Origin of the sequence: Nocardia sp. BSTN01 (assembly GCF_015354405.1) — a bacterium.
In the GTDB taxonomy this organism is placed as follows: Bacteria; Actinomycetota; Actinomycetes; order Mycobacteriales; family Mycobacteriaceae; genus Nocardia.
Genome location: NZ_JADKYP010000028.1, coordinates 60300 through 85498 on the forward strand (window position 1 = coordinate 60300; position 25199 = coordinate 85498).

Below are 25199 nucleotides of genomic sequence, written 5' to 3' on the forward strand. Positions count from 1 at the left end.
AGGGAGTGTGTTGGGTGGCCGGCTTTCTACAGGTTGATATCGAGGCGCTGGGCAGGGCAGCGCAGCTTCTGCGCAATTCGGAACAAGTGCTGAACGATGCGATGAAGGCGATGGCTCAGGGCGGCCACGGCGATATCGGCACCAAGGAGCTCAACGACGCCGCTGACAGTTTCCAGCGCCGCTGGCATTTCGGAATCCAGCGCATCGGCGCGGCGGCCGGGACCACGGCGGAGGGCATCTCCCAATGTCACGACGTCTATCAACAGGTCGACAGCCAGTTTGCGCAGGTGATCGCACAGGCGAATACCGCGGTTGCGGAACCGAACCCGGCGGTCGAGGCATGAGCGCGGTCGCGAAGCCCTACCCCAACCTGGGTTTCGACCCCGTCCCGGGTGCGCCGGACAATGTGGCCGGATTGCGCGGTCAGATCAATTCGGCGGCCGACGCCGTCAAGGAAACGAACGGCCTGCTGACTCGGTTGCGCAACAGCAACGACAGCGTGTGGCTCGGTGACGGCGGCGATGCCTTCCGCTCGTCCTTCGACGCGAATCTGGCTCAAGACCTCGGCTATGCCCAGAACTCACTCGAGCGCGCCGTCGGGCTACTCGACGAGTGGCATACCGCCCTTGTGGGTTATCAGGAGACGGCCAAGGGTCTCGAGGGCGAGGCCGCGACGGCGCGCGGCGAATGCGCCAAGGCCCAGACCACACTTCAACAGGCGCAGTCGAATCCCGATTTCGGCCTGGCGAATATGCAGTTCTCGGACCAAGGTCAACTCGCCGAGGCGCAACGACGTCTGGACGCCGCTGCGGCACAGGTCCGTTCGGCGAGCACCGCCGTCGACACCGCACAGGGCGCTTTCGACGCGATCATCAAGCGAGCCCACGACTTGGAGACCGAACACAACAATCTCGCCAAGCGCATCGCCGCCGAACTCGACGCAGCCGCAAAAGATTTCGCCCCCAGCCCACCCGACAAAAGCATCTGGGACAAGATCACCGACGCGGTGAAGGGGGTCTGTCAGTGGATCAGTGACCACCGAAAGCAGATCCATGACATTTTGTCCGGAATATCAGCCGTCACCGGTTTGCTGGCGCTGGTCACCCCTCCGCCGGCAGACGCGATCTTCGGTGCGATAGCTTTGGTTTCGGGCGCTGGTGCGCTCGCATTGGACTTCATGGATCCGGAGGTCCGCAGCGCCTTCGGCGGTGTTCTGCACGGTGACTTCAGCAAAGACAATCTCACCAAGATCGGCACGAGCGTGGGTTTGGATTCGCTGGCTGTCATTCCGGGCGCGGGAGGGGTTCTCAAAGGGACCGGGGCCGCCCTCAAGGGCGCCGGAGAGTCGGGGGCTGTTTTCAAAGCGTTCGCCGAGGGAGCGCAATCGCCCACCATCATGTCTAAAGCATTGAAGAAGATCCCCCGGCCCGAAGGGATGACGAACTGGTTGCAAGACATGAGCAAAGGCAATGGCTACGGGCCTGGGGTCGGAACCCCGCTGTCCGGTATCGAACTCGTCACACGTGCGGCCAAAGCCGGCATCGGTGGCGGCAAGATCACAACTGGCGTGTGGGAACTGACGCATGACTGACGTCACCGTGGACATCTGGATACCCGACGGCTTCGCCGAACTGCCACTGACCGACATCGATCGGCACCTCGGCGTGGTCGGCGACTTGGCGAGCGAGCTTCCGGAATCGCGGGTCAGGAATATGACCGCCGGAGTTCTCCCGATGATCTCGATCTTGCTGAAAGGTCTTGTCCAGCGGGATGCGCGCTACTGCGGCATCGGACGCCATCTGACGTCCACAGGCGCCCTGATCACCTCGTGTGTGACCGTATGCGTCTACGAGACAGGCGGGGAGAAGCTCAACCCTCGGCTGGTATTGAAGGACCTCGTGAAGTCCAGGATCGCCGCCGGTGACGAGCTGGGTGAGATCGAGTTCGTAGACATCGACGCGCGGCCGGTCCTGTTCTCGGAGCGGATCAGCACGCTTCCAGCTCCCCAATTTCCCGGTTCTCCGTACGTAACCGAGACAGCCTCGACGTACCAGCTCGAAGCCGTGGTGCCTGCCGAATCAGGGACGGCAATCGCGGCGATCGAGTTGTCGACCGCCCGGTTGGACGACGGGCCGGAATTTCGGCGGATGATCTTCGATATGGCGCGCTCGATCGCGTTCCGCGCCGACTTTTCGGACGCGACATCGTCGTTGAATTGGTGAGGAATACGTCATCGTTACTACGTCTCTGCCACCGGCGGTCATCCATCCTGCTACGCGAGCCGCTCTTCGGAAGGGTGGGACCTGGCCCTGGGTTGCGCTGATCCTCGGGGTTGCTGCCATTCCCGTCTGGGTGATCGTCGTGAATTTCGGTGACTCACACCGAGGCACCGCCGTCAGTGCCACCGTTTCCGTCGTCACGCTGGCGGCCGCGGTACTGTTCTGCGGCGGGATACTCGGTGCGACCATGTTGTGGATCCGGCGGCGCAAAGTGCGAAGCCTGAAGCGGTTTCCTTGGTATTCGTACCGGATCCGATATCTACAAAACGGGCGCTACGAGTATGTGCAACTGCTGGGCGGGCAGGGGGAAACGCTGTCCACTCTGCTGCTGAGTACCTGGTCGACGCAGGTCGGCAAGGTGGTCAACGCTCAGACGTCGGAGATCTGGTTCGCCGGCGACCCGCACCGCTACGGCGTCGTATCCAGTCCAGGTGGCGGCGACATCTGCTACGCGTACCGCACTCAAGCGCCAGCGGAGAAGATAGCCACGCCAAGCCATTCCGCCGTGGACGCGGAGGGAAAAACCGTCCGTTGCGGGAGCTTGAAGGACACGGCATTTTCGTCGCCGCGCCTATTGCGCCGCGTCTGCGGATTCGTGCTCGATGTGGTTGTCCATGCCGCCGGAGGTGCCGCCATCGCGCTCGCACTAGCTCCCGGCTTCTCGCCGGAAGCCTTGCGCGCCGGGGATTTTCAGCAGATGGGCTTCAATCCCTTCATCGCGCTGTGCTGCTTCGCGGGCCCGTCCTTTGTCGACCGAGTGCTGCTTCAGGCCGTCGTGCACACCACTGTCGGTAAGGCCGTCTTCGGGCTCGTCGCTATCCAACCCGACACCGGCCGGTACCCGACCTTCCGGCGGCTGATGGCCACCTGGTGGTTCCACGCATACCTGCCGCTGGCACTTTTCGGCGACGGCGCCGGACCCGACCGGTTGGGCAACTACTTCATGACCGCCGTGCGGTGGCGCGATATCCGATAGCCGGATCAGGGACGATCGAATTGGCCGTCGGCGACGCCCTTGACGAAAGCGTCCCATTCGTCGGCGTTGTAGGCCAATTCGATGCCGTCTCGAGCGAGTAGGGCGCTGCCGTCGGCCTGGACCTGAAGGATAAGGTTGTCGGCCAGATGGCCGGAGATGTTCGTGAGGACCAGGTCGAGGAGGGCCTGCCACTGGTCGCGAGCTACCGTGATGATCGGCTGATCCTGTTCGGGGCCAACGTATTTGCTGTCGCGGAGGAGCACTGATGCACTCGTGTGGGCGACCTCCACACAGGTCTTCTCACCACCGCTGAACGTCGACTTGAACCAGTTGGTGCTCATGCAGCAACCCTACCCAGCCCGTCAAAGCTTGTTTCGAGCGTTCAGGCCGAACGGTTGGAGAGTGAATCGATCAGCTTCAAGGATTCGTCCCGGTCCAGGACGGCGCGCCACAGCTGGTTGAACACATAGTCGAGCGCATCGACATCGTCCGGTTCATCCGTCAGCTCGCCGTAAATCGCCGTCTCCAACCAACCCATCATCGGCAACCTGGGGCTTTCGAAGTCCAACAGATGGAAGGTAGCGGCATTGAGGCTCGCGATCGAACCGTCCGCATCGAAGGGGATCACGCGAAGATCCAGATTCTCGGGGTGCGCCTCGACTTGGTCCATCAGATGCCGAAGTTGCCGCCGCTGCACATCAGGGCCACCGACCTGTTGCATCAAGGCCGCTTGGCCGACGATCACCACCAACTCCAACGGCTCGTCGCCATCGAGGAGACGTTGGCGCTGCAACCTTGCGCGGACGCGCTGCTTGGCCTCGATCGGCCGTCCGGTCGACACAATCGATGACACCAGAGCCCGGACATAGTCCTCGGTTTGGAGGAGTCCTGGGATGACACAACTGTCGACACTGCGGATGCGTTGCGCACCGTCTTCGAGACCATAGAACCGCATCTGCTCATCGTCGAACAGCGCGGAGTACTCGTTCCACCACCCTCTTTGCTTGGCAAGTTGACGTAGTTCCCTCAGCTCACGTTGCTCGTCCGGCTCGAACTCGAGCAGGTCGAGCAAAATGTGCAGCTTCTCCTCGGTCAACACTCCGCGAAAATGGGTGACCTGCGACCAGTAGGCGGCACTCACTCCCAACGCCTTCTGAATCTTGTTGCCGGCGATGCCACGAGCCTTGCTTTGCTGACGGATACGCAGCATCAACTCCCATCCGGCGACCGCCGGAGATGTCCGTGACATCGCACCCTTCCTCAGACCGTGAACTTCACTGTGCCACTAACTTAGCTGTGGTTGCACACTTAACTTAAGTGACATACTCTTGCTGCGTTAAGCATCACAGTTATACCTCAGTTCGGGTCCATTCGGGTGGGAAGTGGGTTGCGATGGCGGTGCAGATCGTTGGGGGACACTCGATGCACGGGGATCGGACGGTGCATCATGCGAGGTCGGTGGGCGACGGGTGGTGGGCGGTGTCCTATCTGCCGGGGCGCACTCTGACTACGCAGCAGGCTGTCGCTGCCCTGCAAATCGCCGAGGCGACAGTGGAATTGGCGTTGTTGACACCGATGCTCGGACTTACCACCTTGGAGGCGGTGGGCTGTGCGTTGCGGCCGTCGCGGCTTCGAAAAGCGCAGCAGTCCAATCACTCCGGTGTAAGTCGGATGTGACGTGACCGAATACGGACTTCCGTCCAGGGATGTGGTGCTCGAGGCATGTTCCGGCGGCGTAACCACCGGCCATCCAGTGCTCGAAGCGGCGCGCCGGCTGGCGTGGCTGCACCGCTCAGAGCAACGTACCGAGCGCTGGTCAACGCGCGAAGTCGATTGCGAGCGAGCACGTTTGACGCGATTGATCGACCGGTGGGTCGCTGCCGAAACCCCACGGCCGCATGGCGGAGCCAGCATGCACTCCGAGACGGTCGGGATGGTTGTCGACCGCCTGGCCCTCTACAGCACCGCCGCACACACGGCCTTGACGGCGAATACCACCGCGTGGGATCTGCATTGCGCGTGGCAGCGCCTGGCCGAAATCGCGCTGGCCTACGACGATCTGGTGACCGAGATCGCCAAAGGTCGTCGCAGGATCCCCGAATTCACTGCTCCCGCAATGCCCCTCGTCGGCGGTGCGCGGTGATTCGGAACCGGGCCGACCTACCAGGCCGGCTCGTCCTCACGCAGGCGTTGCAGGGCGCAGTCGATCCAGAAGTTGAAGCGGACGCCGAGGTCGCCCGCGTCGACCGGGCGGACCGTGATGTGCTCACCGCGGGTCTCGATATAGCGGCCGTCCGGGATGTCGTACCACTGCACCGCATTCGACGGCTGCACGTCGGCATTGAATGCGCCGACGTGCAGGGTCGCCGAACCGCCGCCGCCCACAGGGCCGTTGATCATGGTCAGGTAGCGCTCGCGAGGTGTGTTGCGGGTCAGGCCGTTTCGCCCATCGCGCAGGTCGGCGGGGTGGACGGTGATGGGCGCCTTGGTGCCGGGCTCACACGGCGGGATCGTCGCCGCCAGCTGCGCGGTGAACGTGTCGGTGCGACACAGCCGCAACCGGATCCGGCCGTCGACATCGCCCTGGGTGAATTGGTGGAGCACTGCCGCGTGATAGAGATTCCGGGCGCCGATGATCCGGTATACCCGCTGCGTACCGTCGCTGCCCTTGTATTTGGTTGTGCCGCCGAATATTTCGATGCGCATATCGGACGTGTTCAGCGTGTGCAAGGCGAGCTGAATCCGTTCGAACTCGTCGACGCCGTACCGCTGCCGGACCGTCGAGCGATGCGCCTCGAACTCGTCCCGGAACGCGAATCGACTGGTGAAACGCAACAGTCCGGGGATTCGATCGTTCGCGTCACCGAGCCACAGCGCCGCGAAATCGTCCGGCTCCCAGGTCCATTCGGTCATACTGTTGTCACTTTCGAGCTATCCGCGAGCACCGTCGTCGTGGACATCACCGCCGATGACACCGCCGGGGATCGCCTTCGGCAACTCGCCGATGAGTTCGGCGGCGTTCTCCGCGTTGACGAGGTAGTCCGCCGTCTTGTGGGTACGTTCCTGTTCATCCTTGCCTTTGCCGGCGCCCCCCATGCCCATCCCGGGCATTCCTGGCGCGCCCGGAGACGCAGTCCCGCGGCCGAGCGCAGTAGCCGAATTCTGTGCTGTACCAGGAACTCCCACGCCGGCCACGCTACGACCGGGCCCGCCGGACGTGGAACCCAGACCACCACCGGACGTTCCCGGACCACCGGGATGCAGTCCGCCGGCCGACACACCACTGGGCGTTGTCTGCAGGCCGGTCGTATCCAGACCGGCCGGGCTGACACCCGCCCCGGGATTCACACTGCTCGGAGAGGTCGGCGAACTGATGGGCGAGTTCGAGGTCGGCTGAGTCCCGGAGCCGGAATCCTGTGCCGGGTCCTTGCCGTTCTGGTCGTCTTTCCCGTCCTTGCCCGGCGTCTGCGACCCCGGATCCCACTGCCCGCCATCATTCGGGCCAGGATTGTTGGGGCCGTTCGGGCCAGTGGGTCCGCCGGGCCAGTCGACGGGCCGACCGTCGCCCGGATTCGTCGGATTCGGCGCGGGTGGCAGAACCGGAACACTGCGATCGAAGCCGCCGAATCCGGCCACATAGTGTTGCTGCATCGCATCGCGCGAATCCGACGTGACCTTGGACCGCGAGCGCTCCTCCTCGGCGGCGCGGGGCGGCCAGATATTCGCCGTCCACGAGTGTGCGGCAGCCGGCGGAATGGACTTCTTCGTATTGACGATCGTGGTGCCGGCCTGGTCGATATCGGTACTCAGCGCGGCCAGCAGATCGGTCAGATCCGCGGCGTGGTCGGTATATTGCTTGATCGAGTTCTTCGCCGCCTCCGCGGCGCTGCCCTCCCAGGCTTCGGCAATCGAATTACCCACGGACCGCTTGAAGGTCTCGAGGCCCTGATCCCACTCGGTCGCCGCCTTGGCGTAGTTCTGCGCCATCTTGTACGCGTCGGCAGGGTCGAGATGGGAGAACGCCTTTTCGATCTGCGAGTGGTCCCAATTGAAGACATTCTCCGCGTGGGCGATCTGCGTCGGTTCGTTTTCCCGGGTGGTCATCTGTCACTACTCCCCGAAGTGCAGGCCGAACGCACCCAGCAGTCGCTGCGGGGCCGGATTCTGTTGTGGCAGAGTCTTTTCCAGTTCTCGGTAGCGCGCGGCCGTGGCTTGGTCCTGTGCGGCCATCTGCTCGCGGATCGTACGGAAGAGGGTTTGGAAGTCACTGACGGTTTGGAAATGCGTATCGAGCACCGAATAGACACTGTTCGCCGATCCTTGCGCTTTCTCCCGCCAGCGCTTCACCATCGTCTTCGAGGACACGAGGTCCCGTTCCCCATCTGCCACGTGGTCCTCCCCCAGACCCCAATGCGTCTGATTGGAAACCAACGTCATGAGCTGTTGAATAGCGCTGATGTTCTCCTTGAAGAAGTTGCAGTCTCGATCGATGTAGACAAACTTCTCCAAATCCATTCGCACATTCAGCCGCCCAGCCTTTGCCTCCTCGATGAGGCCCGCCAGCGGTCGCTGAGCAGGCGGCTTTGCGTCATCTGCACCCATATACTGTCCGTCCCTCCCAATCCTTGCCAGTACTCAGACGCTGGACGGGAGTGTCGGAATAACCTTTTCCCCCAGAGTCTTCGCGATCTGACAGGAATCCATGTTGCCTGTACTACGCGACGCAGGATTGTTGACATTGAACTCCAACGTGCCGCCCTTGATCTCCACGTTCAAAGTGCAGGCTTCCTTGATGTGCGGGCCATCGAACTGCCTGGTGGAAATCGCGCTACGAGAACCGATCGTGAGCTCCTGCGCTTCGGGAAAATTCTTTCCACGAACGGCTTCAACCGTTAGGTTCGTTGTGCGGATGGCGACCGAATAGCCGTCACCTCCAGCTTGCACCCACGTGCATCCGCGCCACTGCACACCACCGGACGCCGTGTCGTTTTGGACTTCTTTGTGAACCAACTGTTCCGAATCCAGCACGCTCTGCGGAATGTCACTGCACGGGTCATACCCACTCGGCGCATTCGCCGCCAACGACGGCTCGGCCGAATTCGTACTCTGCCCAGCAGGTTCCGCACTCCCCCCGTTCGAGGAACCACACCCCCCGAGCACCAGCACCCCACCGAGTGCCGCCACCGCCACAGCTCCCCGACCGATCATGTGCGTCCTCTCGATTCACCGGTCCCACGTCTGCCCGAATCGGGGCGGGACCGGCCTCCACCCCAGGTCGACTGCGCCTGACGGTACCGGGCACAGATCCCGGTCGCAATGGACACCGCAGCCCGAAGACACACACGATGCGTCTTCGGGCTGCGGTGGAAAACTACCGGCGGCGCTTGGTCTTCGCCGGCTTGCCCTGCTTGGCGCGGTCGCGCTCGGCCTCGCGGCGCTCCCGGCGGGTCATGCCGGTGGCGGGGGTGTCGCCGTATTCCTGGGCGGCGCTGCGGACTTCGGCGTGGCCGCCCTCGTCCGGGCCGGAGAAGCTGAGACCGCGCGGGCCGGATTCGTCGATTCCCTTGGCGCGCAAGGCCGCCGGGGCGTTCTCGGCAGCGCCGTTGCCCTGGGGGACGGCGGGGGCGGGGTGGGACGCGCCGACCGGGGACCGCAGACCGGGGTCGACCGCGGGCTGCTGTTCGGGGGCCTGCTGGACCTCCACCTGGAGGTTGAACAGGAAGCCGACCGACTCCTCCTTCAAGCCCTCGAGCATGGCGGCGAACATGTCGAAACCCTCGCGCTGGTATTCGACGAGCGGGTCGCGCTGCGCCATCGCGCGCAGGCCGATGCCCTCCTTGAGGTAGTCCATCTCGTAGAGGTGTTCGCGCCATTTGCGGTCCAGGACCGACAGCAGGACCTGACGCTCGAGGTTGCGCATGCTGCCGGGACCGGCCAGATCGTCGATCTCCTTCTCCCGCCGCGCATAGGCGTCGTGGGCGTCTTCGAGAATGGCCTCGAGCAGTTCCTCGCGGCTCAGTTCGCCGATCTCGCCGTCCTCGGTTTCACCGGTCAGATCCTGGTATTCGATGCCGACCGAGTACAGCGTCTTCAGCGCCGTCCACAGCTTGGCCAGATCCCAGTCCTCGACGTAGCCCTCGGAGGTGGCGCCGTCGACGTAGGCGGTGATCACGTCGGTGATCATCGACTGAACCTGACCCTCCATATCCTCGCCGGCCAGGATGCGCTGGCGCTCGGCGTAGATGACGGTGCGCTGCTGGTTCATCACCTCGTCGTACTTCAGAACGTTCTTGCGGATTTCGAAGTTCTGCTGCTCGACCTGGGTCTGGGCGCTCTTGATCGCGCGGGAGACCATCTTGGCCTCGATCGGCACGTCGTCGGGCAGGTTGAGCCGGGTCATGATCGACTCGAGGGCCGCGCCGTTGAAGCGCCGCATCAACTCGTCGCCGAGCGAGAGGTAGAAGCGGGATTCACCCGGGTCACCCTGGCGGCCGGCACGACCGCGCAGCTGGTTGTCGATGCGCCGCGATTCGTGCCGCTCGGTGCCCAGCACATAGAGGCCACCGGCATCGCGCACCAGATCGGCGTCGTCTTCGACCTGCCGCTTGACCTGCTCCAGCGCGGGCAGCCAGTTGGCCTCGTAGTCGTCCGGCGTCTCGACCGGATCCAGGCCCTGCCGGCGCAGCAGCGTATCGGTGATGATGTCGGGGTTACCGCCGAGCACGATGTCGGTACCACGACCGGCCATATTCGTCGCCACGGTGACCGCACCCGGGCGGCCGGCCTCAGCGATGATCTGCGCTTCCTGCTCGTGGAACTTCGCGTTCAGCACGTTGTGCGGAATACCGCGCTTGGTGAGCAGCTTGGACAGGTACTCCGACCGCTCCACCGAGGTGGTACCGATCAGCACCGGCTGGCTCTTCTCGTGCCGCTCGGCGATATCGTCGGCGACCGCGGCGAATTTCGATTCCTCGGTCTTGTAGATCAGGTCCGCCTGATCCATGCGGATCATCGGCTTGTTGGTGGGGATCGGCACCACACCGAGGCCGTAGGTCTGGTGGAGCTCGGCCGCCTCGGTTTCGGCGGTACCGGTCATACCGGACAATTTGCCGTACAGGCGGAAATAGTTCTGCAGCGTGATGGTGGCCAGCGTCTGGTTTTCCGGCTGGATCTCCACACCCTCTTTGGCCTCGATGGCCTGGTGCATGCCCTCGTTGTAGCGACGGCCGACCAGAATGCGGCCGGTGAATTCGTCGACGATGATGACCTCGCCGTTGCGGACGATGTAATCCTTGTCGCGAACGTAGAGTTCCTTGGCCTTGATCGCGTTGTTCAGATAGCTGACCAGCGGCGAGTTGGCGGCCTCGTACAGATTGTCGATACCGAGCTGATCCTCGACGAATTCCACACCGGCCTCGTGCACGCCGATGGTGCGCTTCTTGATGTCGACCTCGTAGTGCACATCCTTCTTCAGAAGCGGTGCAATACGGGCGAATTCGGCATACCACTTACTCGACGCGTCGGCCGGGCCGGAAATGATCAGCGGCGTCCGGGCCTCGTCGATCAGAATCGAGTCGACCTCGTCGACCACGGCGAAGTGGTGCCCGCGCTGGACCAGATCGTCCAGCGAATGGGTCATGTTGTCGCGCAGATAATCGAAGCCGAATTCGTTGTTCGTGCCGTAGGTGATGTCGGCGTTGTAGGCCGCACGCCGCTCGGCGGGGCTCATCCCGGACAGGATCGCGCCGACCTGCAGGCCGAGGAAACGGTGCACGCGGCCCATCCACTCGGAGTCACGGCGGGCCAGGTAGTCGTTGGTGGTGACGATGTGGACACCGTCGCCGCTGATCGCGTTGAGATACGCGGGCAGCACCGAGGTGAGGGTCTTACCTTCACCGGTTTTCATCTCGGCGACATTGCCGATGTGCAGGGCCGCGCCACCCATCACCTGCACCTTGTAATGCTTCTGATTCAGCACGCGCCAGGAAGCCTCACGGGCGGCGGCGAAAGCCTCGAGCAGCAACTCGTCCAGGGATTCGCCGTCGGCATAGCGCTGTTTGAATTCGTCGGTCTTCGCGCGCAGTTCCGCGTCGGTGAGATCGGCGTACTCGTCGTCCAGACTGAGAACTTCGTCGGCCAGATGCGCGAGCCGCTTGACGGTGCGACCCTCACCAAAACGTAGCAACCTCGTCAGTGTCAGCGCAGGCACGGGTCTCGTCAGTCCTCTGGTCGATGTTGTCGTCTTGCAGTGCTACATCTTCGGCACACCGCACTACTCGCGGCATACCGAAGCCCCCGCCACATCGTATGGGCGAAATTCCCGGCGCGCGGATAAGCGGCATCGTCCATGGTAATGCGGCCTCCATCGTAGGCGCCGCCGCGCCAGCACATCCACGGACAGCGGTGCCCCATCGGGGGCCGGCAGTGATCGATCACACTTCGGCACGACACGGCCCGGCGATCACCGCATGCGCAGCGCACTCACCCGCCAGTGTCCGCGCCGCAGCACCAACCGCGCGGCGACGGCGAACCGGCGCTCGCCCCGCTCGTACCCGCCGCACACCTCCGCCGTCTGCCCGGTGACCTCGGCGAGTCTCACCGTGACGAGTACGGCCGTCCCGAGGCGGCGCTCCGCGGCGGCGGTGCGGGCGAGCGTTTCGACGGCGGCCAGCACGGTCGGCTCGACCACCGAACGCAGCTGCCCGAGCGGACGCCGGCCGTCGACGACCTCGAGCACCAGTCGTAGCGAACGCTCCGCGAAAAGTGCTGCGGCAGAGCCGCTTTCATCGGAAGTACACGTTCCGCGCGGTGCCGACGCACCGGCTCCGGAATTCGGCGAGCGCCCGTCGTGGGCGGACCGGCGCGGCGCCCGCAGTCGCGGCACACCGTGGTCGCCCGTCCCCCGATCGAGCGGCGTTCGATCACCGGAGACTTTCGGATCCAACGGTGGTTCGAATATCGGCGCGCGGCGGGCGCGGCGGGTGTATACCGGGCTTGCAGAAGACTCGAGCATTCGACACTCCCCCTGGTCGGCATGCTTGGGCACGGATCGAACCAGCATGCCATGCCCGGCATCCTCGACGACGGAATTCCGGCACCGACGCGACAAGTCCCACACAGTCCCTCGCGGAAGGTTTGTGTCACCCCACAATGGAGAGCGGCAACGGAGAGGAGCATCGGACAGCGTGATCACGAGACTGACGCCGCAGGACGCGTCGTTCTTCCGGCTCGAGTCGAGCAGCAATCCCATGCACATCGGCTCTCTCGCGATCGTGCGCGTCGCCCCGGAGGACCCCGGCGACGGCTCCGCGTGCGTGGACTATCAGACCCTGCTGGACCTGGTCGACAGCCGATTGTCGATGGTGCCGCGCTACCGCCGCAAGGTGCGCGAGGTGCCGTTCAAGCTCGGTCGTCCGGTCTGGGTCGAGGACAGTCGCTTCGACCTCACCTATCACGTGCGGCGCTCGGCGCTGCCGGCTCCGGGCTCCGACGAACAGCTCTACGAACTGGTCGGGCGGCTGTCCTCACGGCCACTCGATCCGAGCCGTCCCCTGTGGGAGATGTACCTGATCGAAGGCCTGTCCGACGGCCGCTGCGCGATCTTCACCAAAACCCATTCGGCGCTGGTGGACGGCGATACCGCGCTCGAGATCGGGCACGTCATCCTCGACTCGGGGCCCTCGCCACGGGTGGTCGCACCCGATACCTGGGTGGCTCACCGCGAACCCGGCGAGGCGGAACTGCTGGGCATGTCGCTGGCCGAAATGGCGACCCAGCCCGCGGCGGCGTGGGAAGTCGTGCGCGACGCCGGCGCCAACGCGTCCGCGGTGGTCGCCGCCGCGGGCAAGGCCGTCGACGCCGCGGTCAGCCGGGTGCGCGCGGCCGGGCGGACGGCACCGGACAGTCCCTTCAACACCTCGATCTCGCGGTGCCGCCGATTCGATATCGCACGGACCGACCTCGAGGACTATCGCCGGATACGAAGACACTTCGACTGCTCGATCAACGACGCCATTCTCGCCGTCGTGACCGGCGCCTTGCGCATCTTCCTGCAGTCGCGGGGTGAGGTCCTGGTCGAATCGGCGGTGCTGCGAGCGGTGGTGCCGATGTCGGTCTACGTCGACGGGCCGCCCGACGACACGTTGCGCCCGGCCAGCGAAGTCTCCTCGTTCCTGATCGATCTGCCGGTGGGAGAGCAGAATCCGGTGATGCGGCTGTCGCACATCTCGCACGCCACGGCCGAGAATTCCCGGCACGGACGCGCGGTGCGAGCGCGCACCCTGGTTCACATGGCCGGCTTCGCCCCGGCCAGCCTGCACGCGATGAGTGTGCGGGCGGCGAGTACGTTCGCAGAACACACATTCAATCTGGTGATCACCAACGCCCCGGGTCCGCAGCGGCCGATGTACATCGGCGGCGCACGGATGCTGGAGATGTATCCGGTATCGCCGTTGCTGCGCAATCAGGCGTCGAGCATCGGAATCACGTCCTACGACGGACGTGTGTTCTACGGTCTCAATGCCGACCGCGAGGCGATGGCCGATATCGCCGTACTGGCGGCGGCGGTGCGCGAATCCATGGAGGAGATGCTCGGTGCCTGCGTCTGATCAGGGCAAGCTACGCGTCTATGTCCCGGCCACCATCGCCATGCTCCGGGAATTGGTGGCGCAGCGCGAAATTCGCGCGGTGAACGACACCGCCTTCGCGGTCACTCCCGCGCTGCGCGAGGCCTACGCCTCCGGCGACGACGAGGAACTGGCCGAGGTGGCGATGGGCGAGGCGGCGCGCGCCTCGCTGCGACTGCTGGCCGAGGAACGCGAATCCGCGCTGCTGCACGCCGACGACGGCGACGCCGAGCCCACCGGCGCCGATCCCGACGCTGCCGCCGAGGACGGCGGATCGTCGTATTCGGCCCCGGTCTACCGCCGTGCCGTGATCGCGGCCGATGTGACGGGTACGACCCTGCGCCCGGACCTCGACGATGCGGTGGTCCGGCTGTCCGGGCCGATCACCTACCAGCGCATCGCCTCGGTGCACGTCGATCTGGCCGAGGCCGAACCGCAGGTCGCGAAGGCCGTCGACGTCGTCGATGCGGCCGATCTGGGCGATCCGGACGCGGAATTCGTACTGGGCGACGCGGAGGATCACCAGCTGGCTTGGTACGCGGCACAGGAGTTGCCGTTCCTGCTCGACCTCCTCTGATCCGCCCGCTAACCTACGATGCCGTAACCTTGGCTCGAAGGGTGCGCCGCAGGCGCGTGATCACAGGAAATGAGCATTCGCACGATGGTGTCGAAATCGGTACAAGGCCTGCGGGCATGGCTCGAGGCCCCGGTCGCCGACGCGAAGATGGCCGGGCGGACGCGGCTGGACGCGCTGCGCGGCGCGGCGGCCCGCATCACCACCCCGCTGCTGCCCGATGACTATCTGCATCTGGTGAATCCGTTGTGGTCGGCGCGGGAACTGCGCGGACGGATCGTCGAGGTCCGCAAGGAGACCGCCGATTCGGTGACCCTGGTGATCAAACCGGGCTGGGGTTTCGACTTCACCTTCACCCCCGGCCAGTACATCGGCATCGGTGTCCTGGTCGACGGACGCTGGCACTGGCGGTCGTATTCGCTGACCTGCCCGCCGGACTGGACCGCCCCGGACAACCGCGCCGAACGAGTGATCTCGATCGCGGTGAAGGCGATGCCGGAGGGCTTCCTGTCCAGCCACCTGGTCAACGGCGTGCCGCAGGGCACGGTCGTCCGCCTGGCCGCGCCGCAGGGCGGGTTCGTGCTGCCGGAGCCGCCTCCGGCGAAGGTGTTGTTCATCACCGCGGGCAGCGGCATCACCCCGGTGATGGCCATGCTGCGGACCATGGATCGCCGCGCCGCCGACCGCACCGACGGCGACGCGATGGACGACATCGTGCACATCCATTCCGCCCGGACCGCCGAGGACGTCATGTTCGGCGCGGAACTGCGGGCGCTGCACGACAAGCATCCCGGGTTCACCGCCCATATCCACCTCACGGGTGAGCAGGGCAAATTCGATCTGGCCGATCTCGATGCGCGGTTCCCGGGCTGGCGCGAGCGCGAGACCTGGGCCTGCGGTCCGGCCGGGCTGCTCAACGATGTCGAAAAGCATTGGGCCGCCGCGGGTATCAGCGACAAACTGCATGTCGAGCGGTTCGAGGTGGAACGGTCGGCGGTCGGCGAGGGCGGCACCGTCACCTTCGCCCGCACCGATCGCAGTACCGAGGTCGACGGCGCCACCAGCCTGCTCGAGGCCGGTGAGGCGGCGGGCGTGCAGATGCCGTTCGGCTGCCGGATGGGTATCTGCCAGACCTGCGTGGTCACTCTGACCGACGGGCATGTGCGCGATCTGCGCAACGGCGCCGAACATCAGGCCGGGGAGAAGGTGCAGACCTGCATCTCGGCCGCGGCCGGAAACTGCACCCTGGACGTGTGAGTCGCGTTCCGGTGGTGTTCACCCGCTCGCCCCGCGGCGGCGCGAGCGATCACCACCGGTAACCGATACCCTGAAGAGGACAAGACCGAAGACCTCCCACCGAAGCGCAGCGGAGGCGATTTACCGAAGCGCAGCGGAGGCAATCCGATACCGGCCCGCCGACGCGATGCAGAGGCATTCATTTCGAAACCGCCGGAGCGAAGCGGAGGCATTGCAGGACCGTGGCCATCACCGACATCAAGGCGTATTCGCATCTGACGGCTGCCGATATCGACACACTGGGGCAGGAACTCGACACCATCCGCCGCACGGTCGAGCAATCGCTGGGTGAGCGCGACGCCGCCTACATCCGGCGCACCATCCGCGCCCAGCGCACGCTCGAGGCCGCCGGCCGGGCGGTCCTGTTCGCCGGCCGCAACAAATGGGCGTGGGTCGCCGGCACCGCGATGTTGTCGGTCGCCAAGATCATCGAGAACATGGAGCTCGGGCACAACATCAGCCACGGGCAATGGGACTGGATGAACGACCCGGAGATCCACTCCACCAGCTGGGAGTGGGATATGACCGCGACCTCCGGGCAATGGAAACGGGCGCACAACTTCTCGCACCACACCTACACGAACATCGTCGGCATGGACGACGACGTGGGCTTCGGCATCCTGCGCATGACCCGCGACGAAGAGTGGAAGCCGATCAATCTCGCGCAGCCGGTGGCGAATCTGATCCTGGCGGCCCTGTTCGAGTGGGGCATCGCCCTGCACGATCTGAAGATCGAGAAACTGCAGAGCGGAGTTCCGCGCAGCGATCTGCTGTCCGAACCCAACCGGCAGTTCCTGCGCAAGGCCGGCCGCCAGGTCGCCAAGGACTTCGTAGTCTTCCCGCTGCTGAGCGGCCCCGGTTGGAAGGCCACACTGAAGGCCAACGCGACGGCCAATCTGATCCGCAATCTGTGGGCGTACGCGGTGATCTTCTGCGGGCATTTCCCGGATGGCGCCGAAAAATTCACCCAGGAACAGTTCGCGAACGAGACCCGGGCGGAATGGTATCTGCGGCAGATGCTCGGCAGTGCCAACTTCCGGGCCGGCCCGGCGACGGCGTTCATGAGTGGCAACCTGTGCTACCAGATCGAACATCATCTCTTTCCGGACATTCCGAGTAATCGGTATCCGGAGATCGCCGAGCAGGTACGTCAACTCTGCGACAAATACGACCTGCCGTACACCACGGGATCGCTGGGCAGACAATATGCGCTGGCGTTCCGCACGATTCACAAACTGGCGCTACCCGACCGATTCCTGCGCCGTACCGCCGACGACGCCCCCGAGACGTCGTCGGAACGCAAATTCTCGCTGCTGACCCGGCCGCTGACGGCCGGTGCGGAAGAGCCGTTGTTCGGTGTCGACCCGCTCACCGGCCGACGACAGGGATTGCGGTCGGCGCTGGTCGACGCGAAGGCCGCGCTGCGCGAGAAGGCCCGGCAGGAAAAGGCGGCGCTGCGCGAAGCGAAGCTCGCGCTGCAGGAAAAGGCGCGGGCCGAGAAGCAACTACTTCAGCGCCGCGGACTGCGGGGACGAGCGACCGTTCGCGTCCGGTTGCGGCAACAACGAAGGCGACTAACCTAAGGCATATCGGGCACGATCACAATGCGGCATACGCCACAGTTGTAATCCGTTCCGGAGGCAACCTACGGGACCGTAACCTACGGTAGTGTAACCACCATGGCGATCTCGGATGTCAAGGAATACGCCCACCTCACTCCCGAGGATGTGGAAGCGATCGGCGCGGAGCTGGATGCGATCCGCCGCGAAATCGAGGCCTCCCGAGGCGAACACGACGCCCGCTACATCCGTAACGTGATCCGTTTGCAGCGCGCCCTGGAAATCGGGGGCCGCGCCACCCTGTTCGCCAGTTTCCTACCGCCGGCCTGGCTGGCCGGCACCGCGATGTTGTCGGCCGCCAAGATCATCGAGAACATGGAGATCGGCCACAACGTCATGCACGGCCAGTGGGACTGGATGAACGATCCGGAGATCCACTCCTCCAACTGGGAGTGGGACAACGCCGGCCCGTCCGAACACTGGAAGATCACGCACAACTACCTGCACCACAAGTACACCAACGTGCTGGGTATGGATGACGACATCGGCTACGGCCTGCTGCGCGTGACGCGCGATCAGCGGTGGTCACCGTTCTATCTCGGACAGCCGGTCTACAACCTGCTGCTGCAGATGTTCTTCGAATACGGCGTGGCGATCCAGCATTTGGAGCTGGGCAAGGTCGCGAAGAAGAAGTGGGCGCCCGATTCGCCGGAACGCCGGCAATTCGAGCAGGACCGCAAGCTCGTGCTGAAGAAGGTCGGCAAGCAGGCGGCCAAGGATTACGTGATCTTCCCGCTGCTGACCGGACCGGCCTTCCTGTCCACGCTGACGGCCAATATCACCGCGAATATCGTCCGCAATGTGTGGACCAACGCGGTGATCTTCTGCGGCCACTTCCCCGACGGCGCGGAGAAGTTCACCAAGGGCGATGTGGACAACGAAACGCAGGGCGAGTGGTACCTGCGTCAGATGCTGGGCAGCGCCAACATCACCGGCGGCGCGGTCATGCATTTCATGACTGGCAACCTCTCCCATCAGATCGAGCATCACCTGTTCCCGGACCTGCCGAGCAACCGGCTGCGGGCCATCGCCGTGCGGGTACGGGAATTGTGCGACAAATACGATCTGCCCTACACCAGCGGCTCGCTGCCGGTGCAGTACGCGAAGTCGTGGCGCACCATCATCAAGCTGTCGGTGCCCAACAAGTATCTGCGGCGCGGCACCGACGACGCCCCCGAAACCAAATCCGAGCGCGCGTTCGGCGGCATCGGCACGGTCGACCCGGTGACCGGGCGCCGGCGCGGGCTGCGCACCGCGCTGAAGGAGGGTAAGCGGCGGGTGGCGGAACGTCGTCAGCCGGTCGGCTCGGCCGCCTGAGGCGCTCATCGAACCCCAAGGGGCTCCGCGGAGACGATCTCCGCGGAGCCCCTTTCGTCCGCCGGTGTCCGGCCTGATTGACTGAACCGGTGTCACCGCAAGAATCCAGCATCTACGACGTGATCCGGCGGCGCCGCGATGTGCGTGCCGAATTCACCGGAGATCTCGTCGACGATGCGACCCTGCTTCGAATCCTCGACGCGGCCCACCGCGCACCCAGCGTCGGCAATTCGCAGCCATGGGATTTCGTCGTCGTGCGGGACCCGGCGACGTTGACGCGGTTCGCCGCACATGTCGCCGGCAAACGCCTCGAATTCCGTGATTCGCTGCCCGCGGAACGGGCCCGCACCTTCGAACCGATCAAGATCGAGGGCATCACCGAGAGCGGGACCGGGATCGTCGTCACCCACGACGACAGTCGCGGCGGACCGCAGATCCTCGGTCGCGCGACGATCCCCGAAACCGGTTTGTACTCCACTGTTCTCGCGATCCAGAACCTGTGGCTGGCCGCCACCTCCGAAGGCGTGGGCGTCGGCTGGGTGAGCTTCTACGACGCCCCTTTCCTCACCGACTTGATCGAGCTGCCCCCCGGCATTCGTCCCGTCGCGTGGCTGTGTGTCGGCCCCGTGCACGAATTCCAGCAGACACCGGATCTGGAACGGTTCGGCTGGCGCGACCGGCGGCCACTCGGCGACGCGATCCACTGGGAGCGGTACTAGCGCCCCGCACTACACCCGTTCGAGGACGGCGGACGCGCCGTGCCCTCCCGCGGCGCAGATGCCCAGCAGCGCGGTGTTCTTCCCGGTGAGTGCCAGCTGGTTGGCCATGGTCGTCACCATGCGGGCACCGGTGGCGCCGAACGGATGGCCCAGTGAGACCGAACCGCCGTGCACGTTGAGAATGTCCGGATCGATCTCGCCGACGGCACTGTCGCGGTCCAGCCGCGATTTCGCCCACGCGTCGCTGCCGAGGGCCGACACCACCGACAGGGTCTGAGCGGCGAAGGCCTCGTGGATATCGACGAAATCCACGTCCGACAACGGGAGCCCGGCCTTGTCGAGCGCCCGCGGCATGGAGATGGCCGGGCCGATCAGCACCTGATCGGACGGGTCGACGCTGACGAAACTCCAGGATCGGAAGGCGGCCAGCGGTTCGACACCGAGGGCACGCGCCTTCTCCTCGCTCATCAGCAGCACCGCGGCCGCTCCGTCGGTGAGCGGGCTGGCGTTGCCCGCCGTCACCGTGCCGTCGCGCCGGAAAACCGGGGCGAGGGTCGCCAGCTTCTCCACACTGGTGTTCGCGCGCACGAGCCCGTCCCGGGTGACCGTCTTCCCGTCCGCGGTGGCGACCGGGAGGACCTCCCGGTCGAACCGGCCGGACTCGATCGCCGCCGCCGCGCGATGGTGCGAGCGGGCGGCGAAGACGTCCTGTTCTTCCCGGGTGATGCCGTGGATGCGGGCCATCTTCTCCGCCGACTCCCCCATCACCTCGCCGGTGGTGCGTTCGGCGATCTTCGGGCGGCGTGGCAGCAGATCCGTGAACGGCGCCAGCTGCGCCACCGCGGACAGGTAATCCTTCGGCTTCGGCTTGCCCAGGGCGAGCGGCGCGGCCGCGTGCACCATCTTCTGCGGCAGCTTCACCTCGGCGTTACTGGTCGAATCGCTGCCACCGGCGACCATGATGTCGTATTCGCCGCGCTCGATGGCGGCCGCCGCCGCGGTCACGGCCTGAAGTCCGGAGGCGCAGGCGCGGGTCACGGTATAGCCCTCGCAACCGTGGTCGAGGCCCAGATCCAGCGCGATCTCCCGCGCGACGTTGGGCGCCGCACTCGGCAGGATCACCCCGCCCCACACCATCGCCTGCACCTGATCCTTGGGCAACCCGGTCCGCTCGAGCAGACCGCCGACCGCCAGGACACCCAGATCGATGGTGTCCATTCGGGTGTAGTCGGTGAAGGCGCGCAGGAACGGGGTGCGAGCACCGGCGACGATGACGGCGCGACGAGAACGCTTGGTGGCCATGCCCTTACCGTAGGGCGAGCAAGATCCCGATACAAGGTGTCACGGTAATCACCGGTCCGGTGAACGGCGAACGGCCGGGGCGTTTCGGCCCCGGCCGTCCGGCTTCCGACACTCGCTATGCCAGCCTGATCAACCCGTAGTCGAAGGCATGGCGGCGGTACACCACCGACGGACGATCGGTCTCGCGGTCGTGGAAGAGGAAGAAGTCGTGGCCGACGAGCTCCATCTGATACAGGGCGTCGTCCACCGACATCGGAGTCGCGGAATGGACCTTGGTGCGCACGATATGCCCCGGTCCGGCGTACTCGCCCGATTCGGTGTCGGTGCGGTCGGCGGCCTCGGATCCGTCGGGGCCGGCGGGCAGGGTGTCTTCCACCAGGGCGGCTGTCGCCTCGGCGACCGATACCGGCGTCTTCTCTCCGTAGTGCACCCGGCGGCGGTCCTTGCTGCGCCGCAATCGGGCCTCGAGTTTGACCACCGCGGACTCCAGTGCGCCGTAGAAGCTGTCGGCACAGGCTTCGGCCCGGACCACCGGGCCCTTACCGCGCACGGTGATCTCGACACGCTGACAGTTCTTGCGCTGGCGGCGGTTTCGTTCATGGAACAGCTCGACATCGAAAAGGTAGATCGACGGGTCGAAACGTTCCAGGCGGGAGAGTCGGTCCGCGACGTGAATGCGGAAATGATCGGGTACCTCGACGTTACGTCCCTTGACCACGACGTCCGCGTCGGGCGTCCGGGGCACATCCGAAATAGTCTGTTCGGCTCCGTTCAGTTCACCGGAACCCAGCTGGGTGCCCGTACCGGTCGAGGGATCTGCTTCTTTCACTGAAGGTCGTGAAGTCGTCACGCGTACCTCCCGGATCTGGCCGCACAATCGATTCATGTGCGGCGGGTTAGCAACCGCACCGAGCCGGTCGGAGAGGGTTGCGCGGGATTCGGAAAGGGCTTGCAGACTGCCACCCGTGGCCCGCCACTCATGCCGGAAGCTCGGTACGAAGTCGTCCGAGTCGCCACCTCCAAACTCTGGGTTCGGGTGTCAGATCGCTCTGTCAGCAACGCTATTACGCCGACGATCGGTCCGCCACTGTTCACGCAAATTTCTCCGACTCAGGCGGCGCACGTCACCATCACGGCACGCACGTTCACCCCCGCACCAGCCAGTACACGCACCGATTCCGCCGCAGTCGCCCCCGTGGTGAGGACATCGTCTACCAGCACGATGTCGGCGGCCGCCAGGGTAAGCAGGACCGACGTCGCACCGACCCGGCCGGCGATCCGGCCCGCCAGGTTGTCCCGGCGTGCCCGCGCGCTCAATCCGACCGAGTCACGCACCTCACCACGCGCCCACAGCACCGGTGCGAGATGGCAATCGGTCAGCCAACCGGTCGCGACGCGCGCTGTCCGAAGGACCGGGTCACCGCCACGACGCCGTGCCGCGACCCGGCGGCTCGGCGCCGGAACCAGAATCAGCGGGCGGCCGGGAGCACGCAGCAGACCGATACCGCGAGCCAGGGCCTGGCCCAGTGGTGCGACCAGATCCCGGCGACCCGACTCCTTGGCCGCCACCACCGCCCGCCGCGCGGGACCCGCATATCCACTCAGCGCCCAGCACGGCACCCCCGGATCGGTGCGCGGCCACACCCGCATCGGGGCCGCGCTCAACGTCGCGGCACATTCCGCGCACCATCCGGTTCCGGCCGATCCACATCCCCCGCAGTACTGCGGCAGGACCAAATCCAGCAGTGTCCGCATCGGCCCAGTCTGGCCGAGGGCACCGACATCCAGCGCGGTGGCGACTAGCCCGGCAACACCGGAATGGCGTTGGTGCCCAGGCCCTGGACCTCTCGCCAGAACCGTTCCGTATTGGGCTCCACGGATTGCAGTTGCATGACCGCGCGTGAATCGGCGACGTACTGCTCGTCCGGGGAGGCGCTGACAACCCGCACCGGGGTGGTCAGGTTCCGGCTGGTGAACGGATTCGGCTGCGATCCGTCGATGACGACCGACTGCACCGGATCGACGCTGCCCTCGCGGGCCACGATCAGGGTGTCGGCGCCGAGCCAGTCGGCCGAGACCGCGGGCGTGCTGAGACTCACGGCCACCGGCTGCGGCGAGGTGAGCGCGTACTTCCCGTCCCCCCTGGGTACCACCACCGCGACATAGACCTTGCCGCCGATGATCATCGCCGCCCGCGAGCCGGTACGCGAGATCCGCAGTTCGGTGATGGGCAGCCGCGGCGGAACCGATCCGGAGGAGCTGGCCGGCGCCACCGCGAACAAGTCGGAGGAGTCGACATCCTGTACCGACACATTGCCGTTGGCCTGGTCGTGCACGGCCCGGATGACGCGGTTGCCGTCCACGACCACCCACGCCGACCCACCGTCGAAGGCCCACGACGGCCGCGTGAAGCTGTTGCCCTGGGCCACCGGGAACGCCGTGCCGTCGTAGCTGCCGATGATCAACGTCTGCGCCGGCGCCGGCGCGGGCTGGCCGCTGTCGGCCACCGCCGCGACGAGTTTGCCGTCCTCGGACAGGCCGACCGACTGCAGATTGCGCGCTGCCCCGAAATATCCGGGTACCTGCACGACGGAGGTGTCGGTCACCTTCATCAGCGCACCGTCGCGCACCACGTGCAGGCCGATCTTGTTGTGCGCGCGGTTGATCACGTTGTAGTTGCCGACGTCGGCGACCGACCAGCCGGATTCCGCATGCCGTTCGTCAAGCGGCTTACCGTCGCCGAACAAGAAGTACGGGCCCAGGATGTCGGCGCTCGACAGGGTCAGCACCACCTGGGCGGCGAGCAGTTCCCTGCTGTGCGGATCCATTGCCCCCGTGCCGGTGAGGTCGACCCGGACGCCGCCGAGGCCCACACCCACACCCTCCGCGTCGCCATTGGCCTTGCTGATACCCCGCACGGTCACCGGATCGGCCAGCACGTTGCGCACGGCCGGCGCGAGGGCCTGCTGCGGCCCCTGCGAGAGCAGCGACAGCAGGACCTTGGTCAGCTGCTCCTTCCGGGCCGAGACCCACCGCAGGTCCGGCACCATCGCGGTTCCCTCGGTGTTGGCGAAGTTCACCGTGTAGCGCCGATAGGATTTGTAGAAGGCGTTGCTGTCGATGGCGACGCCCGCGGGCAGGTCGTCGATCCGCCACTCGCCGCCGACCTTCGTCATCTCGATCTTGCTCTCGAGCAGATTGTCGACCGGACTGTAGGCGCCGTCGGCCTCCAGCTGCCCGACCTTGCGGGCGCGGATCTGATAGGTCGCCGTATTGTCCGACCGCGATTCGCGCAGCGTATCCGGCTTGTCGACGATGACCGTGCTGGCCGTGTCATCCCAGCTCTGGGCGGCCGCGGGGGTGAGGTACTGCCGAGCCGTCCGATGATGGTCGGTCGGGTCGGCGGTCGCCTCCAGGAAGTCGTGCAGCAGCAGATCCGGGTCGCGCCCGACGATCGGCGGATGCGGGCCGGTCGAGGTCGGTTCGTGATTGAGCGTGCCCAGCGCCTGTGGAGCAGAGGAATCCGGCAGATTCGCGCAGCCTGCGAGAACCAGCACGCAGCTGAACAGCGCGACGAGCAGCGTTGCCAGGCGGGTGCGGTTCATGGATTGATGTCCTCTTTGTCGGCGGGTGCGGTGTCGTCCGAACCGCCCGCGCTCTCCCCCGCCGGTTTCGGCGATGTCCGCTCGGCCGCCGGTTCACTGTCCGGCGATTCCGACACGTCCTCGTCCACCGGCGTCGTCCGGGCCGACGGTTCGGCATCGACGTTCGCTTCGACGGTACCGGGAACGCTCGCGGGGCCGTCGGGCCCGTCGGCCGGTGTCGGGCTCGCGGCCGGATTCGCCGGATCGGCGTCCGCGGCCGGATCCACCGGGTCGTCCGCCGCGTCCACCGAACCGCCGGGCAGGTCGGCCAGCCGCCGCTTGGGCGGTTCCAGTGACAGGGGGCTCGCGCCGAGTTTGCGTCCGCGCACCAGCGGCAGGGTCAGGCGGAAGCTCGCGCCCATGCCGGGTTCACCCCAGGCCTCGAGCCGTCCGTCGTGCAGATTCGCATCCTCCACGCTGATCGACAGACCCAGGCCGGTACCGCCGGAACGCCGCATCCGCGAGGGATCGGACCGCCAGAAGCGATTGAAGACCAGCTTCTCCTCGCCGGGCCGCAGTCCGACGCCCTGATCGCGCACCACCATCGCGACGGCGTTGGCGTCGACGTCTCCGCGCATCCGGATCAGGACCGGTTTGCCCTCGCTGTGATCGATGGCGTTGGCGAGCAGATTGCGCAGCACACGTTCGACGCGGCGTGGATCGACCTCCGCGACCAGCGGTTCCTCGGGCAGATCCACCACCAGTTCGCAGCTGGATTCCTTGGCCAGATGCCGGACCGTGGAGACCGCGGCCCGCGCGCACATCCGCACGTCCAGCGATTCGATCTGCAATTCGGCCACGCCCGCGTCGTGGCGGCTGATCTCGAGCAGGTCGTTGAGCAGGCCCTC

At 65.6% G+C, this 25199-nt stretch carries 24 protein-coding genes; 11 read left to right on the forward strand and 13 right to left on the reverse strand.

The annotated features are described in order from the left end of the window. The first annotated feature begins 14 nt into the window (after positions 1 to 14). The 4 genes from IRT45_RS21730 to IRT45_RS21745 all read left to right on the forward strand — a co-directional run bounded on the left by IRT45_RS21730 (position 15) and on the right by IRT45_RS21745 (position 3255). Positions 15 to 344: a hypothetical protein gene (locus IRT45_RS21730; RefSeq protein WP_194807675.1), complete on the forward strand. Its 330-nt coding sequence runs from the start codon at positions 15 to 17 to the stop codon at positions 342 to 344. Next, positions 341 to 1591, forward strand: coding sequence for a hypothetical protein (locus IRT45_RS21735; protein ID WP_194807676.1), 1251 nt, complete (start codon positions 341 to 343; stop codon positions 1589 to 1591). The genes IRT45_RS21730 and IRT45_RS21735 overlap by 4 nt, the downstream gene beginning before the upstream one ends. Continuing rightward, on the forward strand, positions 1584 to 2222 hold the full coding sequence (locus IRT45_RS21740; protein WP_194807677.1) for a hypothetical protein: 639 nt from the start codon (positions 1584 to 1586) through the stop codon (positions 2220 to 2222). Before IRT45_RS21735 ends, IRT45_RS21740 begins: the two co-directional genes overlap by 8 nt. Before the next feature lie 130 nt (positions 2223 to 2352). Then, positions 2353 to 3255, forward strand: a complete 903-nt coding sequence (locus IRT45_RS21745) for an RDD family protein (protein WP_194807678.1) — start codon at positions 2353 to 2355, stop codon at positions 3253 to 3255. 5 nt (positions 3256 to 3260) lie between these two features. On the opposite strand, the gene IRT45_RS21750 is transcribed toward IRT45_RS21745, so the two are convergent. Both IRT45_RS21750 and IRT45_RS21755 read right to left on the reverse strand, forming a co-directional pair. Then, positions 3261 to 3596 (reverse strand): DUF397 domain-containing protein, encoded by a 336-nt coding sequence (locus IRT45_RS21750; RefSeq protein WP_194807679.1) that lies wholly within the window; start codon positions 3594 to 3596, stop codon positions 3261 to 3263. 41 nt (positions 3597 to 3637) lie between these two features. Further along, on the reverse strand, positions 3638 to 4504 hold the full coding sequence (locus IRT45_RS21755; RefSeq protein WP_194807680.1) for a DUF5753 domain-containing protein: 867 nt from the start codon (positions 4502 to 4504) through the stop codon (positions 3638 to 3640). A gap of 429 nt (positions 4505 to 4933) precedes the next feature. Here IRT45_RS21755 and IRT45_RS21760 point away from each other — a divergent pair, with 429 nt between their 5' ends. Further along, positions 4934 to 5398 (forward strand): DUF4254 domain-containing protein, encoded by a 465-nt coding sequence (locus tag IRT45_RS21760; protein WP_194807681.1) that lies wholly within the window; start codon positions 4934 to 4936, stop codon positions 5396 to 5398. 17 nt (positions 5399 to 5415) lie between these two features. Here IRT45_RS21760 and IRT45_RS21765 read toward each other — a convergent pair whose 3' ends face one another. The 6 genes from IRT45_RS21765 to IRT45_RS37095 form a co-directional block, all read right to left on the reverse strand. Next, positions 5416 to 6168, reverse strand: coding sequence for an ESX secretion-associated protein EspG (locus IRT45_RS21765; RefSeq protein WP_194807682.1), 753 nt, complete (start codon positions 6166 to 6168; stop codon positions 5416 to 5418). Between the two features lie 18 nt (positions 6169 to 6186). Then, positions 6187 to 7359 (reverse strand): WXG100 family type VII secretion target, encoded by a 1173-nt coding sequence (locus IRT45_RS21770; RefSeq protein ID WP_194807683.1) that lies wholly within the window; start codon positions 7357 to 7359, stop codon positions 6187 to 6189. A 6-nt stretch (positions 7360 to 7365) separates the two neighbouring features. Further along, positions 7366 to 7857, reverse strand: a complete 492-nt coding sequence (locus IRT45_RS21775; protein ID WP_194807684.1) for a hypothetical protein — start codon at positions 7855 to 7857, stop codon at positions 7366 to 7368. A gap of 33 nt (positions 7858 to 7890) precedes the next feature. Then, the gene (locus IRT45_RS21780) at positions 7891 to 8463 is read right to left on the reverse strand and encodes a DUF3558 domain-containing protein (RefSeq protein WP_194807685.1); all 573 of its coding nucleotides are present in this window, start codon (positions 8461 to 8463) and stop codon (positions 7891 to 7893) included. A 163-nt stretch (positions 8464 to 8626) separates the two neighbouring features. Beyond that, on the reverse strand, positions 8627 to 11464 hold the full coding sequence (gene secA / locus IRT45_RS21785) for a preprotein translocase subunit SecA (RefSeq protein ID WP_194807686.1): 2838 nt from the start codon (positions 11462 to 11464) through the stop codon (positions 8627 to 8629). 252 nt (positions 11465 to 11716) lie between these two features. Further along, complete coding sequence (locus IRT45_RS37095; protein ID WP_309241089.1) at positions 11717 to 12511, reverse strand: Rv3235 family protein; 795 nt, start codon at positions 12509 to 12511, stop codon at positions 11717 to 11719. Between IRT45_RS37095 and IRT45_RS21795 the strand changes: the two genes are divergently transcribed. From IRT45_RS21795 to bluB, 6 genes are all read left to right on the forward strand, one after another. Beyond that, positions 12441 to 13862 carry a wax ester/triacylglycerol synthase family O-acyltransferase gene (locus tag IRT45_RS21795; protein ID WP_194807688.1) on the forward strand — a complete coding sequence of 474 codons (1422 nt, stop codon included), beginning with the start codon at positions 12441 to 12443 and terminating at the stop codon, positions 13860 to 13862. The genes IRT45_RS37095 and IRT45_RS21795 overlap by 71 nt on opposite strands. Beyond that, complete coding sequence (locus IRT45_RS21800) at positions 13849 to 14457, forward strand: DUF6912 family protein (RefSeq protein WP_375540134.1); 609 nt, start codon at positions 13849 to 13851, stop codon at positions 14455 to 14457. The genes IRT45_RS21795 and IRT45_RS21800 overlap by 14 nt, the downstream gene beginning before the upstream one ends. Before the next feature lie 84 nt (positions 14458 to 14541). Next, the gene (locus tag IRT45_RS21805; RefSeq protein ID WP_194807703.1) at positions 14542 to 15711 is read left to right on the forward strand and encodes a ferredoxin reductase; all 1170 of its coding nucleotides are present in this window, start codon (positions 14542 to 14544) and stop codon (positions 15709 to 15711) included. 221 nt (positions 15712 to 15932) lie between these two features. Next, positions 15933 to 17333 (forward strand): fatty acid desaturase, encoded by a 1401-nt coding sequence (locus IRT45_RS21810; RefSeq protein ID WP_194807689.1) that lies wholly within the window; start codon positions 15933 to 15935, stop codon positions 17331 to 17333. 96 nt (positions 17334 to 17429) lie between these two features. Further along, positions 17430 to 18686: a fatty acid desaturase gene (locus tag IRT45_RS21815; RefSeq protein WP_194807690.1), complete on the forward strand. Its 1257-nt coding sequence runs from the start codon at positions 17430 to 17432 to the stop codon at positions 18684 to 18686. Positions 18687 to 18775: 89 nt separating this feature from the next. Continuing rightward, a complete protein-coding gene (bluB, locus tag IRT45_RS21820; protein WP_194807691.1) occupies positions 18776 to 19405 on the forward strand; it encodes a 5,6-dimethylbenzimidazole synthase in 630 nt (209 codons plus the stop codon). A gap of 9 nt (positions 19406 to 19414) precedes the next feature. Here bluB and IRT45_RS21825 read toward each other — a convergent pair whose 3' ends face one another. From IRT45_RS21825 to IRT45_RS37100, 5 genes are all read right to left on the reverse strand, one after another. Further along, complete coding sequence (locus IRT45_RS21825; RefSeq protein WP_194807692.1) at positions 19415 to 20707, reverse strand: acetyl-CoA C-acyltransferase; 1293 nt, start codon at positions 20705 to 20707, stop codon at positions 19415 to 19417. 115 nt (positions 20708 to 20822) lie between these two features. Beyond that, positions 20823 to 21536, reverse strand: a complete 714-nt coding sequence (hpf, locus tag IRT45_RS21830) for a ribosome hibernation-promoting factor, HPF/YfiA family (RefSeq protein ID WP_309241090.1) — start codon at positions 21534 to 21536, stop codon at positions 20823 to 20825. Between the two features lie 281 nt (positions 21537 to 21817). After that, positions 21818 to 22462, reverse strand: a complete 645-nt coding sequence (locus IRT45_RS21835) for a ComF family protein (RefSeq protein WP_194807694.1) — start codon at positions 22460 to 22462, stop codon at positions 21818 to 21820. A 44-nt stretch (positions 22463 to 22506) separates the two neighbouring features. After that, on the reverse strand, positions 22507 to 24312 hold the full coding sequence (gene lpqB / locus IRT45_RS21840) for an MtrAB system accessory lipoprotein LpqB (RefSeq protein WP_194807695.1): 1806 nt from the start codon (positions 24310 to 24312) through the stop codon (positions 22507 to 22509). Continuing rightward, on the reverse strand, positions 24309 to 25199 hold an 891-nt coding region (locus IRT45_RS37100), incomplete at its 5' end, for a cell wall metabolism sensor histidine kinase WalK (protein ID WP_228534738.1). The genes IRT45_RS37100 and lpqB, both read right to left, overlap by 4 nt.